The sequence below is a fragment of the Bombilactobacillus mellifer genome, assembly GCF_000970795.1.
Lineage (GTDB): Bacteria > Bacillota > Bacilli > Lactobacillales > Lactobacillaceae > Bombilactobacillus > Bombilactobacillus mellifer.
On sequence record NZ_KQ034028.1, the window covers coordinates 432547 to 448291 of the forward strand.

16 protein-coding genes are annotated in these 15745 nt (G+C 40.7%); all 16 read left to right on the top strand.

Translation table 11 applies throughout. The features are described from left to right. Positions 1 to 9: 9 nt before the first annotated feature. The 16 genes from JG30_RS02060 to JG30_RS02135 all read left to right on the top strand — a co-directional run bounded on the left by JG30_RS02060 (position 10) and on the right by JG30_RS02135 (position 15743). Positions 10 to 963, top strand: a complete 954-nt coding sequence (locus tag JG30_RS02060) for a DHH family phosphoesterase (protein WP_046315781.1) — start codon at positions 10 to 12, stop codon at positions 961 to 963. Between the two features lie 3 nt (positions 964 to 966). Next, positions 967 to 2307 carry a DEAD/DEAH box helicase gene (locus JG30_RS02065; protein WP_046315782.1) on the top strand — a complete coding sequence of 447 codons (1341 nt, stop codon included), beginning with the start codon at positions 967 to 969 and terminating at the stop codon, positions 2305 to 2307. Between the two features lie 251 nt (positions 2308 to 2558). After that, complete coding sequence (gene alaS, locus JG30_RS02070; RefSeq protein WP_046315784.1) at positions 2559 to 5213, top strand: alanine--tRNA ligase; 2655 nt, start codon at positions 2559 to 2561, stop codon at positions 5211 to 5213. A 107-nt stretch (positions 5214 to 5320) separates the two neighbouring features. Continuing rightward, positions 5321 to 5587 (top strand): IreB family regulatory phosphoprotein, encoded by a 267-nt coding sequence (locus JG30_RS02075; protein ID WP_046315786.1) that lies wholly within the window; start codon positions 5321 to 5323, stop codon positions 5585 to 5587. Then, a complete protein-coding gene (gene ruvX / locus JG30_RS02080) occupies positions 5584 to 6012 on the top strand; it encodes a Holliday junction resolvase RuvX (protein WP_046315789.1) in 429 nt (142 codons plus the stop codon). Before JG30_RS02075 ends, ruvX begins: the two co-directional genes overlap by 4 nt. Positions 6013 to 6023: 11 nt before the next feature. After that, entirely contained in the window at positions 6024 to 6317 is a 294-nt protein-coding gene (locus tag JG30_RS02085) for a DUF1292 domain-containing protein (protein WP_046315791.1), read from the top strand. A 22-nt stretch (positions 6318 to 6339) separates the two neighbouring features. Then, a complete protein-coding gene (locus tag JG30_RS02090; RefSeq protein WP_046315793.1) occupies positions 6340 to 6876 on the top strand; it encodes a CvpA family protein in 537 nt (178 codons plus the stop codon). 78 nt (positions 6877 to 6954) lie between these two features. Beyond that, a complete protein-coding gene (locus JG30_RS02095) occupies positions 6955 to 9312 on the top strand; it encodes an endonuclease MutS2 (protein ID WP_046315795.1) in 2358 nt (785 codons plus the stop codon). 76 nt (positions 9313 to 9388) lie between these two features. After that, positions 9389 to 9697 (top strand): thioredoxin, encoded by a 309-nt coding sequence (trxA, locus tag JG30_RS02100; protein WP_046315798.1) that lies wholly within the window; start codon positions 9389 to 9391, stop codon positions 9695 to 9697. 170 nt (positions 9698 to 9867) lie between these two features. Further along, positions 9868 to 10005, top strand: a complete 138-nt coding sequence (locus tag JG30_RS02105) for a teichoic acid D-Ala incorporation-associated protein DltX (RefSeq protein ID WP_376856554.1) — start codon at positions 9868 to 9870, stop codon at positions 10003 to 10005. A 14-nt stretch (positions 10006 to 10019) separates the two neighbouring features. Then, complete coding sequence (gene dltA, locus JG30_RS02110) at positions 10020 to 11531, top strand: D-alanine--poly(phosphoribitol) ligase subunit DltA (protein WP_046315803.1); 1512 nt, start codon at positions 10020 to 10022, stop codon at positions 11529 to 11531. Beyond that, complete coding sequence (gene dltB, locus JG30_RS02115; protein WP_046315804.1) at positions 11524 to 12744, top strand: D-alanyl-lipoteichoic acid biosynthesis protein DltB; 1221 nt, start codon at positions 11524 to 11526, stop codon at positions 12742 to 12744. The genes dltA and dltB overlap by 8 nt, the downstream gene beginning before the upstream one ends. Before the next feature lie 18 nt (positions 12745 to 12762). Beyond that, positions 12763 to 13005, top strand: a complete 243-nt coding sequence (gene dltC / locus JG30_RS02120; RefSeq protein WP_046315806.1) for a D-alanine--poly(phosphoribitol) ligase subunit DltC — start codon at positions 12763 to 12765, stop codon at positions 13003 to 13005. Next, on the top strand, positions 12998 to 14272 hold the full coding sequence (dltD, locus tag JG30_RS02125) for a D-alanyl-lipoteichoic acid biosynthesis protein DltD (protein ID WP_046315808.1): 1275 nt from the start codon (positions 12998 to 13000) through the stop codon (positions 14270 to 14272). The genes dltC and dltD overlap by 8 nt, the downstream gene beginning before the upstream one ends. A 55-nt stretch (positions 14273 to 14327) precedes the next feature. After that, on the top strand, positions 14328 to 15140 hold the full coding sequence (murI, locus tag JG30_RS02130) for a glutamate racemase (protein ID WP_046315810.1): 813 nt from the start codon (positions 14328 to 14330) through the stop codon (positions 15138 to 15140). A gap of 3 nt (positions 15141 to 15143) precedes the next feature. Next, on the top strand, positions 15144 to 15743 hold the full coding sequence (locus JG30_RS02135) for an XTP/dITP diphosphatase (protein WP_046315812.1): 600 nt from the start codon (positions 15144 to 15146) through the stop codon (positions 15741 to 15743). The last annotated feature ends 2 nt before the right edge of the window (positions 15744 to 15745 follow it).

The window sequence follows — 15745 nt, forward strand, 5'->3', positions numbered from 1 at the left end:
GAGTCAATTATGAATTCTTTTCAAGAATTATTAGCGGTAATTCAGGCAGCGGATAAAATCATCATTCATCGGCATCAAAATCCTGATCCGGATGCGTTAGGTTCACAATTAGGTTTGGCGTTGAGTATTCAAGCCGCATTTCCCCAAAAGACCGTTCTGATGGCGGGAGCAGATGTGGGTGATTTAGCTTGGATAGCGCAGATGGATGCCGTCACTGAAGCCGATTATCAAAATGCTTTAGTGATTGTAGTAGATACTGCCAATCAACCGCGAATTAGCGGGAAGCATTATAAACAAGGAGCGCAACTGATGAAAATCGATCATCATCCCAATGTGGAACCTTATGGTAATTGGCAGTATGTTGATCCCAATGCCTCTAGCTGTGCGGAAATTATTGGCGATTTAATTAACACTAATCCGGCGGTTTTAAAAATGAACCGGGCAGTAGCCCAGGCATTATATACCGGAATTGTGGGCGATACGGGACGGTTTATGTATCCAAGTACTTCGGCACATACCTTAGAATTAGCTGCCCAGTTAATTCGTTATGATTTTCAACCTCATAAAATTAATGAACGCTTGAATCAATTGACTTTAAGTCAGGCACGTTTACAAGGCTACATGTTTGAACATTTAACCATTGATCCTAGTGGAGCCGCTCAACTAATTGTACCTTTAGATTTATTAACCAAACTAGGTTTAGATCAGAGTCAAGCCCATGCCATCGTTTCGACTCCGGGGCGGTTACAAGAAGTGCATAGTTGGTTTATCGCTGTTGAGAAGCCGGATCATACTTATCGCATCCATTTGCGGTCACAAGAACCCGAAATTGATGGTTTAGCAGCCCAACATGCTGGTGGCGGTCACGCTTTAGCTAGTGGAGCTAATGCACACAATCTAGCAGAAGTGGCTGATATTTTTCAGGAATTAATTGCTTTACAAAAAAAGTTTTCAGCGAGGTAATCTATGTCAACGTTTGCCGATTACAATTTTGCACCCTTTTTACAGCAAGCTTTAGCCCAAATTAAATTCACAAAACCTACACCTGTCCAGCAACAAGTTATTCCGGTGATTAATGCCGGACGCGATGCGGTTGTGCAAGCCCAAACGGGGAGTGGAAAAACGCATGCTTACTTGTTGCCCTTATTGAATCAACTCACAACAGCTCCGGTGGTGCAAATTGTCATTACTGCGCCTAGTCGGGAATTAGCTTATCAAATTCGCTTGGCCGCAGAACAATTACTGCAGCCAGCCGCCCATACTTGGAAAATTGGTTTTTATGTGGGGGGAACAGACAAACAACATCAAATAGCTTCCTTGCGCAAGCAGCAACCCCAGATTGTCATTGGCACGCCAGGACGAATTTTAGATTTACTGAAAAGTCAGCATTTGTTAGTGAATACAACGCAGCATTTGGTAATTGATGAAGCTGATATGACTTTAGATATGGGCTTTTTAAATGATGTGGATCGCATTGCCAGCGCAATGCCGGCACAATTACAAATGTTGGTTTTTTCGGCTACTATTCCGCAAAAATTACAACCATTTTTAAAAAAGTATTTACACCAGCCGCAAAACATTCAATTAACAGTACCGACGATTATTGCACCAAATATTACTAATTGGGCTTTGTTTACGAGAGGCCGAGATCGCAAGCAGGTATTGTATCAAGTATTAACGATGGGTCAACCCTATTTAGCGTTAATTTTCGCGAATACGAAAACGGCAGTGACCGAAATTTATGAATATTTAGCTGCGCGCGGTTTGAATGTGACCCAAATACATGGTGATTTGCCGGCTCGTACTCGGCGCCGGACAATGAAAGCCATTGAAAATATGGAATATCAGTATGTAGTAGCTTCCGATCTCGCTGCTCGGGGCATTGATATTCCTGGTGTTTCACACGTGATTAATGCTGAAATTCCGCGCGAAGATGAATTTTTTATTCATCGGGTAGGGCGAACTGGTCGCAATCAAATGTCCGGTTTAGCGATTACGTTATTTGATCCAGATGAAATCGATAAAATCAGTCATTTGGAAGAATTAGGCATTAAATTTGTCATTAAACAAATTAAAAATCATGAATTTGTGGACTATCAGTTGAATCAACGTCGCCAGCGGCGAGCACAATCGAGTGCTTTAGATCCTGGATTGCGGGGCTTAGTGAAAAAGCAGCAACGGAAAAAAAAGCCCGGTTATCGTAAGAAGATAAAGCAGGCAATTAAAACTGATCGCGCGCAAAAACGCAAACTAGCCCAGCGATTACAAAAGAAACAGCAGCGTCAGGCCCGCAAACAACAGTCTTAATTAAAAGATTGACATTTGAATAGGGACTGATTATGATAACTAATGGACAAATTATCGAAACGCCTAGCGTCTTAGAGAAAGCATGGTTGGTGAGAATGCTACGCTGGTTTAGGTAATGCTACCATTTTAAATTAAATAATAATTCAAAAGTACATGAAAGTGGCAAACGACAAAATCGTTGCAAACAAGGTGGTACCGCGCGCGGGCGTCCTTGATAAGCAGCGGTTTTGTTTTATTTTGGAGGGAATTCAATGAAAAAAATGACAAGCGCCCAAGTAAGACAAATGTTTTTAGATTTTTTTAAATCTAAAGGCCATGCGGTTGAACCCAGTGCATCTTTAATTCCAAAAGATGATCCTACTTTGTTGTGGATTAATTCTGGGGTGGCTACTCTAAAAAAATATTTTGATGGCGAGATTATTCCCCAAAATCCGCGGATCACTTCTGCTCAAAAAAGTATACGAACGAATGATATTGAAAATGTGGGCAAAACCGCGCGCCATCAAACCTTTTTTGAGATGTTGGGCAACTTTTCGGTTGGCGATTACTTTAAAAAAGAAGCGATCGCTTATGCTTGGGAATTGCTGACAAGTCCAGAGTGGTTTGATTTTGATCCAGAACGATTATATATGACGGTGTATCCCAAGGATGATGCTGCCTATCAAAATTGGTTGGAAGTGGGCGTGCAGCCGAGTCATATTTTCAAAGTGGAAGATAATTTTTGGGATATTGGTGTCGGCCCCAGTGGTCCGGATTCCGAAATTTTTTATGATCGCGGTCAAGAAAATAACGATGTTGAAGAAAACGATCCGGAAAATTATCCAGGGGGTGAAAATGCCCGTTATTTAGAGATTTGGAATATTGTTTTTTCACAGTTTAACCATTTGCCGGATGGTCGTTTTGTGGATCAGCCACATAAAAATATTGATACGGGGATGGGCTTGGAACGAATTGTTTCCGTGATACAAGATGCTCCTACTAATTTTGAAACGGATTTATTTTTGCCCATTATCCAAGCTACGGAAAAAATGAGTGCGCATAAACAATATGCCACTAATCCGGCCGACGATGTTGCCTTTAAGATTATTGCAGATCATGCTCGGGCGGTGGCTTTTGCGATCGGCGACGGCGCAATTCCTTCCAATGAAGGTCGGGGCTATGTTTTACGTCGATTAATTCGGCGGGCCAATTTGAATGGCCAGCGTTTAGGGATTCAAGGAGCCTTTCTCTATAAACTAGTACCGGTTGTAGGGAAGATTATGCAAAGTTATTATCCGGAAGTCCTTGCGCAACAAGATTTTATTCAAAAAGTGATTCGATCCGAAGAACAGCGTTTTGCTGATACTTTAGAGGATGGTCTCGACCTCTTAAATACTGAAATTAAGGCAGTCAAAGATTCAGGCAGTTCAGTATTAAGTGGTGAAGCAGCTTTCAAATTGTTTGATACCTATGGTTTCCCCTATGAACTGACTGTGGAATATGCCCAAGAAGAAGGCCTCAGTGTGGATCAAGCGGGCTTTGATGCTGCTATGGAAAAACAAAAAGAGCGGGCACGTCAAGCACGGGGCAATGAACAGTCCATGGCTTCGCAAGATCAGTTATTAATGGACATTCAAACACCTAGCCAATTTGTGGGCTATACCCAATTAGATGTGCCTAAGTGCCGCTTAGAAAATCTGATTGTCCAAGATCAAGCAGTATCCAGTGTCACGAAGGGTTCCGCACAATTAATTTTTGATCAAACACCTTTTTATGCGGAAATGGGCGGCCAAGTAGCTGATGTAGGAATAATTAAAGATCAACAAGGAGATGTGGTTGCGCAAGTCGAAGATGTGCAACATGCGCCTAATGGTCAAAATTTACATTATGTGACTGTGCAAAAGCCGCTGGAAAAGGGAGCCACTTATGAACTGATTGTGGATGCCAACTTCCGCAAGAAAGTACGACGTAATCATACCGCTACGCATTTGTTAGATCAGGCACTGCGTAATGTGTTAGGAAAACATACGCAACAAGCAGGTTCCTTAGTGGAACCGAATTATCTGCGTTTTGATTTTACTTGCTTGGATAAAATTAGCGCCCAGCAATTAGCCCAAATTGAACAAATTGTTAATGAACAAATTTGGCAAGAAATTCCAGTAGAAACAATCGAAACTGACTTAGAATCCGCTAAGAAAATGGGGGCGATTGCGCTATTTGATAATAAATACGGTGATCAGGTTCGAGTAGTTAAGATTAGTGATTTTTCGATGGAGCTGTGTGGCGGCACCCATGTAAAAAATACTGCAGAGATCGGTCTCTTTCGTATTGTGAGCGAGGCTTCGACCGGAGCTGGCGTGCGGCGGATTACAGCTGTGACGAGTCAAGAAGCTTTTGAATATGATCAACAACAAATTAGTTATTTACAGCAAGTACAACAACAAGTCAAAGCCCCCCAATTACAAAGTGTGCCCGCAAAGGTAGAGCAATTAAATACAGAATTAAAAACAACGCAAAAACAATTGCAAATGTTTAAAAATAAATTAGCCCAAAAAACAGCCCAAGATTTATTAAATAATGTTACTCCTGTCGGGAACTTTCAAGTGATTCAAGCAATTGCACCGGTCACTGGGATGGCTGATTTACGGCAAATTGCGGACAATTGGAAAAACAAAAATGCTTCAGATGTGTTAATATTAGGTGCAAAAGTTCAAGACAAAGCTAATTTATTAGTGGCAGTAAATCAAAAAGCGATAGACCAAGGCTTGCAGGCAGGTACCATTATCAAAGCCATTGCGAGCGAAATTGGTGGCGGCGGCGGCGGTCGCGCAGATTTAGCACAAGCTGGCGGTAAAAATCCGGCGGGGTTGCAAAAAGCATTGCAAAAAGCATTGACGCTGATCAATAATTGGTCAGCTGTCAAGTAAAATGCTTGCCCAGTCTTGTGTAATGCGGGATGCGGCTGTATAGTAAAATAGTGTTTACAATTTAATTAATTGAATATTGTTGGGATTTTTGAAGAGGGGTGTTGTATGTGAGTTCACTAGATAATACGATGAGCTTTGACTTTAATGAAAGTCGGCAACAAGATGTACGTGATACGTTATCCAAAGTGTATCGAGCGTTGGAAGAAAAGGGATACAATCCGATTAATCAAATTGTAGGTTATCTTTTGTCCGGGGATCCAGCCTATATTCCACGCTATAATGATGCGCGTAATTTGATTTTAAAACATGAACGTGATGAAATTATTGAAGAATTAGTCCGGTTTTATTTGAAAAGTGATGGTTCCAAGCAGTGAGGTTCATGGGGTTAGATGTTGGTTCTAAAACAGTAGGCGTCGCTGTGAGTGATTTATTGGGCTGGACTGCACAAGGTGTGGAAATTATTCGAATTAATGAAGCACGACAGGAATTCGGCTTAAAACGTTTGAAAGAACTAGTGGATCAATATCAAGTCGAACGCTTTATTGTGGGATTACCCAAAAATATGAATAATACCCTGGGCGAACGAGCTCAAAAATCACAAGCATATGGAGAACTGATTCACCAAGAATTTAAATTGCCGGTAGATTATATGGATGAACGCTTAACTACAGTACAAGCAGAGCGAATGTTAGTCGAAGAAGCCGATTTATCCCGAAAAAAACGCCATCAAGTAATTGATGAATTAGCAGCGGTCATGATTTTACAAACATATTTGGATCGACAAGCTAATCTTAATTAAAGGAGTCGCTTATGACACAGCAATCAGAAAACAACGTTGATCAGGAAATTATTTTAAGTGATGAACAAGGTCATCAAGCCCGTTACAAAATTTTATTTACTTTTGATTCCGAAGATTACGGAAAATCATATGTGCTTTTATATTTAGCCAGTCAAGAAAACGCTGCGGAGATTGAAATTCAAGCCTTTAGTTTTCAACCTGATGCCAACGGTGATGTCACGGCCGGTGATTTAGAACCGATTGAAGATGATGATGAGTGGGCCATGGTTCAGGAAGTTTTAAATACTTTTTCAGCCGAAGAGTAGACTTTACATTTTAGGGGACCTCATGTTAATTTTTTTGATTTTAGTCTATGGTATTTATATCGGTTCTCGACGGGGACTGGTGATGCAGGCCGTTTATACTATCGGCTATTGCATTAGTTTTGGCATCGCCGTACTCAGCTACCGTGTCTTAGCGCCTCAATTAGACTTAATTGTGCCGTACCCTTCCACTTCACCGCATAGTTATTTTGCCTTTTTCAGTAGTAGTAATGGTGTAAGTTTTTTGGATACTGCTTTTTATCGTGGAGTAGCCTTATTACTAATTATCTTAGTGGGTTGGATTGTAACGCGTTTAATCGCAGCTTATCTGCATGATTTGACCTTTTTTCCCCTGGATCTGCGAACGAGTCAAATCGGTGGTGGCTTTTTAGCTTTTTTATGTAATTATGTGGCTATTTTTATGGTTTTATATGTCTTAGCCTTAGTTCCGCTTACCGGTCTACAGCGGGCTTTAAATAATTCCTTGATGGCCTCCAGTATGATTCGCTATTCTTTAGGGTTACCCCAGTTGTTTTATCATTTATTAATTGCTACTTCGTAAATTTTCGACATGATGAATATTTTAAGGCTGAAACAAAACGTTGTTTTGCTTCGGTCTTTTTTTTAAGAAGGATGATTGATGAATTCCAGAATATTAGAAACTTTAGAATACCCCAAAATAAGGACTCAACTAGCGGAGTTAACGATTACGCAAGATGGTCAAGAACAAGCTTTGTCCTTAACTCCTAGTTCTCGCCGCCCTCAAGTACAACAATGGCTGGCAGAGACGCAAGATGGTTTCGAAATAGATCGCTTAGGTTTAAATTTACCCTTAGAGCCGACTAAAAAGATTAATTCTGAATTGAAAAGATTACACATCGAAGCAGTATTAAATGGGACGGAATTGGCTAAAATCAAAACCGTTTTACAAAATGCCAATCAGTTACGCGATTTTTTGAATGATTTACGGCAACAGGGTGCCAATTTACCGTCATTATATCGTTTAGGCCAAAAATTAGTCCCACTGCCAACTATCAGCCAACGATTAGAAGCGGCCATTGATGAACAGGGAAACATTTTAGATACAGCTTCACCCGAGTTAAAGCAAATTCGAACTACTTTAAAACGAACGCAGCAACGTGTACGCGAGCGTATGGAAAGTTATCTCCAAAGTGGCCAGCGCAAATATTTAACCGAGAATTTAATTACGGTACGTGATGACCATTTGGTTTTACCGGTGAAAGCTGAAGCTCGTCAACATTTTGGTGGGGTCATCCATGATCAAAGTGCTAGCGGACAAACTATTTATGTAGAACCGCAAGGCGTGATTAATCTTAATAACACAATTCAGACACAAAAAATTTTGGAAAAGCAAGTCATCGCCCATATATTAGCGGATTTGAGTGCAATGTTGCGACCTTACCAGGCGCAGTTGCGCGAAGATGCTTGGTTGGTAGGTCGTTTTGATTTTATTAATAGTAAAGTGACGTATGCCAAACAACTCAAAGCGACTCAGCCCCAGTTAAGTGACGAACAGCATTTTGCCTTTTATCAAGCACGACACCCATTATTGCCCCAAGATCAAGTAGTGCCTAATGATATTATCTTAGGCCAAAAATATCGGAATTTAATTATTACCGGTCCCAATACGGGCGGTAAAACCTTAACTTTAAAAACGGCTGGTTTATTGCAATTAATGGTGCAATCAGGCTTATTTATCCCCGCTGGAGAAAATAGCCAGGCCGCGATTTTTGACGAAATTTATGCCGATATCGGTGATGAACAATCGATCGAACAAAATCTCAGTACTTTTTCTTCCCATATGGAAAATATAATTTGGATGAGTCGACATCTCAACGCCCAAACCCTCGTCTTGTTGGATGAACTTGGAGCTGGGACCGATCCCCAAGAAGGAGCTGCTTTGGCCATCGCCATTGTTGAGTCCTTCAGTCAAAGCCATTGCCAATTAATGATTACCACGCATTATCCAGAGTTAAAGGTCTTTGCATATAACTACCCTGCGACAATTAACGCTTCGATGGAATTTGATACAAAGACTCTGCAACCCACTTACCGCTTATTAATTGGAATTCCTGGAAGTAGCAACGCTTTTGATATTGCAGCTCGGTTAGGGATGCCGGCCGACGTAGTGCAGCGGGCGCGGCAATTACAACCTGGTGCCAGTCAGGATTTAAATGTGATGATTCAAGATTTAGAAAAACAGCGGAATCAGTATGAACAAGAGGCCCAAGATTATCACAAGCAACGTCAGACATTGCAGCGCCAACAACAGGATTTAGATCAGCAACGACAAAAATTACAAAATCAAAAAGCGCAACTGCTAGATCAGGCACAAGCAAAAGCCAATCAATTGGTGGATCAGGCACAGCAACAAGCTGCTAAAATTATCGCGCAATTACGTCAATGGCAACAACAAGGACGTTTGGATATTAAAGATGACCAATTAATTCGGGCTCAAACCCAATTGAACCAATTACATCAACAACGGGCTTTACAAAAAAATCGCGTATTGCGGCGTGAAAAACGTAAACAACAAATTAAGGTGGGGGATGAAGTTCATGTTAATTCCTATGATCAAGATGGGGTCGTCATTGGTCAAGATAAAAAAGGCAACTTTGAGGTCCAATTAGGCATTTTAAAAATGCGACTGCCCCAAGAACAGTTGACCAAACTGAAAAAAATTCCTACTAAAGCAGCCACGAATTACGTTAGTCGCCGACGTGCACATGATAATTTGCCATTACAATTAGATTTACGTGGTAAGCGTTATGAAGAAGCAATGCAAGATTTAGATCAATATCTGGATGCGGCTTTATTAGCCGGCTATCAAGAAGTAACGATTATTCACGGCTTTGGCACCGGGGTCATTCGTAAAGGAGTGCAAAAATATTTGTCCCATCATCCGCGTATAAAAAAATTCCAATATGCTCCTGCTAGTGCAGGCGGTCAGGGAGCGACAATTGTTCAGTTACGCTAAGGCGGATTTATTAGGGACCCAGGCGCTATTGTGCTACAATATGCTACAATGAAACTAGATTAAAGGAGATGACAATATGGTAGAAGAAATAACGGATCAAGATTTTCAAGCCAAAACAAATCAAGGTCTCGTTTTAACCGACTTTTGGGCAACTTGGTGTGGTCCTTGTCGAATGCAAGCTCCTGTAATTGAGAAATTAGCGGAAAATTATGATGACGTCAAATTTACCAAGATGGATGTCGATGCTAATCCAGCCACGGCAAATAGTTTTGGTATCCGCGCGATTCCGACCTTGCTTTTACAAAAAGATGGTCAAGTTGTAGAAACCATGGTGGGTTATCAAAGTGAAGACCAATTGAAGGCCGTCATTGCCAAACATTCTTAATGTATTAAAAAAGGTGATTACCATTAGGTAACCCTTTTTTGTTATACTTAGTGTAGTTTAAAGATAAAATGTTATAATTGTGCAAGAGAAATTCAAAATTATGTTAATTTTCAGTCAAACTGAGGATATTTATTAGTGGCACTCACCACCAGGTTAAGGAGATTACAGTTGTGAAAAAGTTTTTAAATCGTCCGGTTGTAAAATTTATTTTGCTGACTTTTTTTTATTTTGTAATTATTATGGCTCTGGTGTATCTTTACAGTTATGCGGGAATTAATAATAGTAAATTTATTTATAATGAGTTTTAAGAAGGTGCCGACTTGTGAGTTATAAATTAACTAATTTGATTCAAGCAATAGATCACCAAGCAAAAGATAATCGGGCTAGCTGTTATTGGGATGACCAGGGGCATCATCCATATCAAGATCTCTATCAGCAAAGCAGCTGTTTGGCGGCTTATCTGCAAACCTTAAACCTCCCCAAAAAGAGCCCCATCATCATTTACGGCGATCAAAGTTTTTTGATGATTGTAACGATGCTGGCTGTAGTAAAGGCCGGTTATGCATACATTCCGGTAGATGCAGATTCGCCTCAAGAACGTTTAATCCAAATTCAGCAAATTGCACAACCGGCAGCCATTATCGGAGTAGTAGAGTTGCCGTTGACTTTATCTTTGCCCACAATTACACGAATGGATTTACAGGAACATTTGGATTATCAGACTACTGCTTGGGATACTAGTCAAAGTGTTCAGGGGGAAGATAATTTTTATATTATTTTCACCTCAGGAACTACAGGGGTACCTAAGGGAGTGCAAATCAGTCATGACAATTTATTAAGCTATGTGAATTGGATGCTCAATGATTTTAACTTACCAGCTAAAGTGCGTTGCTTGTCCCAGCCACCATACTCCTTTGATTTGTCGGTTATGGATTTATATCCCACGCTGGTTTTAGGAGGAGAGTTAGTGGCCTTATCCCATGCAGTAACGGCTAATTTTGCTCAACTCTTTCAAGTTTTACCGACGTATGACTTAGAAGAATGGGTCTCTACGCCTTCTTTTGTGGAATTATGCTTACTGGATAAAAATTTCCAGCAAAAAAATTATCCGCGGTTGCATCATTTTTTGTTTTGTGGTGAAGAATTGACACACACTACTGCAACAAATTTACTCCAGCGCTTTCCCGAGGCACAAATTTTCAACACTTACGGACCAACGGAGGCTTGCGTTGCGGTCACCGCTATTCAAATTACCAATGTCCTGTTAAAACAGTATTCGCGGTTGCCAATTGGTTATGCGAAAGCAGATACGAAAATTTGGTTAGTTGATGACAAACAGCAATCGGCGACAGCAGGTGAAATAATGATCAGCGGACCTAGTGTTTCGAAGGGTTATTTGCATAATCCTCAAAAAACCCAGCAAGCTTTTTTTCAAGCTCAAGACCAATGGACCTATCGTTCGGGTGATTTAGCAACGATGAATGCTGATGGATTAATTTTTTACCGCGGTCGAACGGATTTTCAGGTGAAATTGCATGGATTTCGAATTGAATTAGAAGACATTGATCAAAATTTGAGCGCCTTACCTCAAGTCGATCAAGCGATTACGGTACCGCGATACGATGCCAATCATAAGGTAGTGCAATTAATTGCCTATGTAGTTTTAAATCAACCACTGACCAATGCAAGTGCTGTTCTCAAAAAAGAATTAGCGGCGACTGTCATGGAGTACATGGTGCCCCAGCGGATTGAAATTCGGTCACAGTTACCCCAAACAGCCAATGGCAAAATTGATCGCAAAGCTTTGATGGCTGAGGTAAATCAACATGATTAATTTACAACCTTATCAAAATCCGCAATATTTTGTCCTTTTGCTTATTGCACTTCTCCCGCTAATGATTGGCTTGTATCATGGAAAGCGCTGGCGTGGATATGAAACGATTATTTCGCTAGTTTTTTTGTTTTTCATTTTTGATGCTCAGAAATGGCCTCAAGGTGTAGCTTTGATGGGTTATGCGGTCAGCCAAATTGTCATCGTTGGTAGTTATTTTCATTATCGTACGAACAAAAGGTACCACAATCGTTTCAGTATATTTGCCTTGGCTGTTGGTTTATCGATCGTGCAATTAGTCTTAGTGAAATTAACGCCGTTGTTTGCTCAGGGTCGCGATTCGATTGTCGCCTTTTTGGGGATTAGTTATTTAACTTTTAAAACCGTAGGCATGTTAATGGAGATCCGCGATGGTGCTATTAAGGAGTTTAGCATTAGCAAGTTTTTACATTTCTTACTTTTCTTCCCAACGATTTCTTCGGGACCGATTGATCGCTATCGCCGGTTTATTCAAGATTATGAATCAGTTCCTGAGCAAACGAAATACGTCCAATTAGTGGGCAAGGGTTTGCACAATTTGTTCTTAGGTTTTTTTTATAAATTTTTATTAGGCTATGTATTTGGAACACTGTGGTTACCTTATTTGGAACATTTGGCAATGCTGCAAAGACATTCTGCTCCCTTGGGAATTTCAATTTATTTAGTAGGTGTCATGTATTGTTATAGTATGTATCTTTTTTTTGATTTTGCCGGTTATAGTCTGTTTGCGGTTGGTATTAGTTACTTAATGGGGATTGAAACGCCCATTAACTTTAACAAGCCTTTTTTGGCTGCTAATCTCAAAGACTTCTGGAATCGTTGGCATATGACCTTATCTTTTTGGTTTCGAGATTATATTTATATGCGTTTTGTGTTTTGGGCGATGAAGCATAAATTATTGCACAGCCGAATCGCAATGGCGAATATCGGTTATCTACTGTTATTTTTGACCATGGGTATTTGGCATGGCGAAACTTGGTACTATATAGTTTATGGTTTGTTTCATGCGATCGGGTTAATTGTAACGGATGCTTGGATTCGCTTTAAAAAACGGCATGCAACTCACTTGCCTACTAATAAGGGGACGAAGTTGCTGGCAATCTTTTTAACTTTTAATACGGTCTGCTTTAGTTTTTTAATTTTTTCAGGGTTTTTAGATCAATTATGGTTTAGTTAAATCAAAGGAGAATAACTGATGGATACAAAAGAAACAGTCTTAAATATTTTGGCAGATTTAGTAGGCACGGATGATGTAAAAACTAATTTAGATCAGCCTTTATTTACCAGTGGTTTATTGGATTCCATGGCCACAGTGCAAATGTTGTTGGAATTACAGCAGCAATTAGGCATTGATGTACCCGTATCAGAATTTAACCGCGAAGAATGGGAGACACCTAATAAAATTATCGCAAAGGTCGATAGCTTGAGAAATGAGTAATTTTAAAAAATTAGTCGCAATATTGGCTCCAATGATTGCGGCAGGCCTGTTGGTGGTTTTGTTATTATATGGTCCACTCCACTTTCCTGCGCCTAATCAGACCGTAGAAGATAAGGCGGCTTTGTCTTTATCGCCTAATGTTTTGCGCGGCGATCAGATTAAGGATAAGGCTTTAGATAAGGGCTATTTAATGATCATGGGTTCTTCGGAGTTATCCCGTTTTGATTCCTTTCATCCGGCGGTATTAGCTCAAAAGTATGAGCGCGGCTATCATCCTTTTTTACTAGGAGCACCCGGCACCCAATCGCTGACGCATTTTTTTTCTACCCAAGCAATGGGCAAGCATGTAAATCATAAAAAAGTGGTCGTGATTATTTCCCCGCAATGGTTTGTTCCGACTGGTGTAGATGCCAATATGTTTGATCATTATTACTCCAAACAGCAGGCTACTTATTTTGTTAATCATGCCAATCCCAGTTCTCCCGCGGACCGTTATGCTGCCCAGCGTTTATTGGCAATGCCTTCGGGGCAATCCGATGATGTACTGGCGGCGGCTTTAAAAAACATTGCGCACAAAAAGCAACTGACATCCATGCAACGTTTGTTGATTACTCAGATCTCGAGTAATAATTTACGCCATCAAGATCAGTTATTCACGCGCTTTTTAATTCGGGATCGGCGGCGGTTAATCTCCGAACGGGCTAAGTCCTTGCCGACAGTTTATAATTATCAGCATTTAGATATTATGGCGGAAAGCCGTGGTCGGGAACATACGACTAACAATGATTTTGGTATTGCTAATAGATTTTATTCGAAACAGTTGCAAAATAACGTTAAGGGATTAAAGAATAGTCAAACAAAGTTCACCTATGAATATGGTCCGGAGTATTCGGATTTTCAATTATTATTAAATCAATTTAAACAGCACCATGTTACACCATTATTTATTATTACGCCGATTAATGGTCGCTGGCAAAATTATACTGGTTTACGGCAGTCAATGTTGAATAATTTTGATAAAAAAATTAACTTTCAATTAAGATCTCAAGGTTTTACACATATTGCCGATTTGCATCAGGACGGTAATCAGCCTTATTTTATGCAAGATACGATTCATTTAGGTTGGCGGGGCTGGCTGCATGCAGAACGCCAAATTCATCACTTTGTGCAACACACGCCACCGATGAAAAAATATCAACTCAATGATTATTTTTATTCGAAAAGCTGGCAGCAACGCAAGCCCCAGACTATTTCTTCCGCTGAGTAAATGCTCGGCGTTTTTTATGATCCTGAATAATACAAGAAATGAGGTTGAATGATTTATGCAAGAACGGCCGATCGGATTTTTGGATTCTGGCGTTGGCGGCTTAACCGTCATAAAAGCAGCAGTGAAACTATTACCCTATGAAAATATGGTTTTTATTGGTGATCAGGCTCATTTGCCGTACGGTAATAAAACGGCTGCCCAAATTATAAAATATGTACGCGCCGCGGTTGATTTTTTACAGACGAAAGAGGTTAAAGCGATTGTCTTTGCTTGTAATACCGCGACGGCCTATGCTTTACCAGTTCTGCAAGCAGAGGTTGATTTACCGCTTTTGGGGGTTGTTGAATCAGGGGCGCGCGCAGCTTTAGCGCAGACTCAGAATCAAAAAATTGCGGTTTTAGCCACACAGGCCACGGTACAAACCGATATCTATTCGAAATTATTGCATCAATTAAACCCGACCGTAGCAGTTCATAGCTGGGCAATGCCGGATTTCGTTCCGATAGTAGAAAATAATCAAGCACAAACCCCTCAAACACAAAGTTTGGTTGATCGTTGTTTAGCTCCGGTACGGGCGTGGGACATGGATACCATCATTTTGGGCTGTACGCACTATCCAATATTAGCACCTGCGATCCAGGCAAGTGTAGGGCCGCAAGTGCACTTAGTAGATGCAGGCGCAGCAACGGCTGTTACTCTTAAACAATTTTTAAATCAACAGCAGCTGGCAATAAAGCAGCCACAACAGCCAAAATATGAATTTTATACTACAGGGGACCCGCAGGCTTTTGATCAAGTAGCGCAGCAGTGGTTACCAGAATTAATGATCCCAGCGCAAGCGGTGAACTTAGATGAAGGGGCGATTTAAAGCATGAATCAAATTTTATTGGCCACGCAAAATTCCAATAAAGTGCGGGAACTAACGGATTTATTAGCTGATACAGCAGTACAAGTATTGTCTTTCAGTGATTTGCCGCCAGTACCAGAAGTAGTAGAAACTGGCACGACTTTTGAAGCTAATGCCCGGTTAAAAGTCCAAGCCGCTGTCAAACATTTTCATTTGCCGACTTTAGCGGATGATTCAGGCTTGGAAGTTACTTACTTACATGGCCGGCCTGGAGTTTATTCGGCTCGATATGCGGGCAATCATGATGATGCTGCGAATAATGCTAAATTATTGAGTGAGTTAGCCGGCGTCGCACCTGCACAACGCACAGCTCAATTTGTAACGACACTAGTTTTTCAAGATCCGGCTACCAACAAAGAAATAGTAACTCGTGGCTGTCTCAAAGGACAAATTGCGACTGTACCTCAAGGGGACAATGGTTTTGGCTATGATCCTTTATTCTACATTCCAGCAGCCAATCAGACGTTGGCTCAAATGAGTCCGACAGAAAAAAATCGACTTAGCCATCGGGGCCAAGCCTTACGTAAATTTGTACAGCAATATCGGCTGCTCTATCAAAAATAGCA

Excerpts from the sequence above, each read along its gene's own strand:
- JG30_RS02060 (WP_046315781.1), top strand. The coding sequence starts at position 10 with ATGAATTCTTTTCAAGAATTATTAGCGGTAATTCAGGCAGCGGATAAA.
- JG30_RS02065 (WP_046315782.1), top strand. The coding sequence starts at position 967 with ATGTCAACGTTTGCCGATTACAATTTTGCACCCTTTTTACAGCAAGCT.
- alaS (WP_046315784.1), top strand. The coding sequence starts at position 2,559 with ATGAAAAAAATGACAAGCGCCCAAGTAAGACAAATGTTTTTAGATTTT.
- JG30_RS02085 (WP_046315791.1), top strand. The coding sequence starts at position 6,024 with ATGACACAGCAATCAGAAAACAACGTTGATCAGGAAATTATTTTAAGT.
- JG30_RS02090 (WP_046315793.1), top strand. The coding sequence starts at position 6,340 with ATGTTAATTTTTTTGATTTTAGTCTATGGTATTTATATCGGTTCTCGA.
- JG30_RS02095 (WP_046315795.1), top strand. The coding sequence starts at position 6,955 with ATGAATTCCAGAATATTAGAAACTTTAGAATACCCCAAAATAAGGACT.
- trxA (WP_046315798.1), top strand. The coding sequence starts at position 9,389 with ATGGTAGAAGAAATAACGGATCAAGATTTTCAAGCCAAAACAAATCAA.
- dltB (WP_046315804.1), top strand. The coding sequence starts at position 11,524 with ATGATTAATTTACAACCTTATCAAAATCCGCAATATTTTGTCCTTTTG.
- dltC (WP_046315806.1), top strand. The coding sequence starts at position 12,763 with ATGGATACAAAAGAAACAGTCTTAAATATTTTGGCAGATTTAGTAGGC.
- dltD (WP_046315808.1), top strand. The coding sequence starts at position 12,998 with ATGAGTAATTTTAAAAAATTAGTCGCAATATTGGCTCCAATGATTGCG.
- murI (WP_046315810.1), top strand. The coding sequence starts at position 14,328 with ATGCAAGAACGGCCGATCGGATTTTTGGATTCTGGCGTTGGCGGCTTA.
- JG30_RS02135 (WP_046315812.1), top strand. The coding sequence starts at position 15,144 with ATGAATCAAATTTTATTGGCCACGCAAAATTCCAATAAAGTGCGGGAA.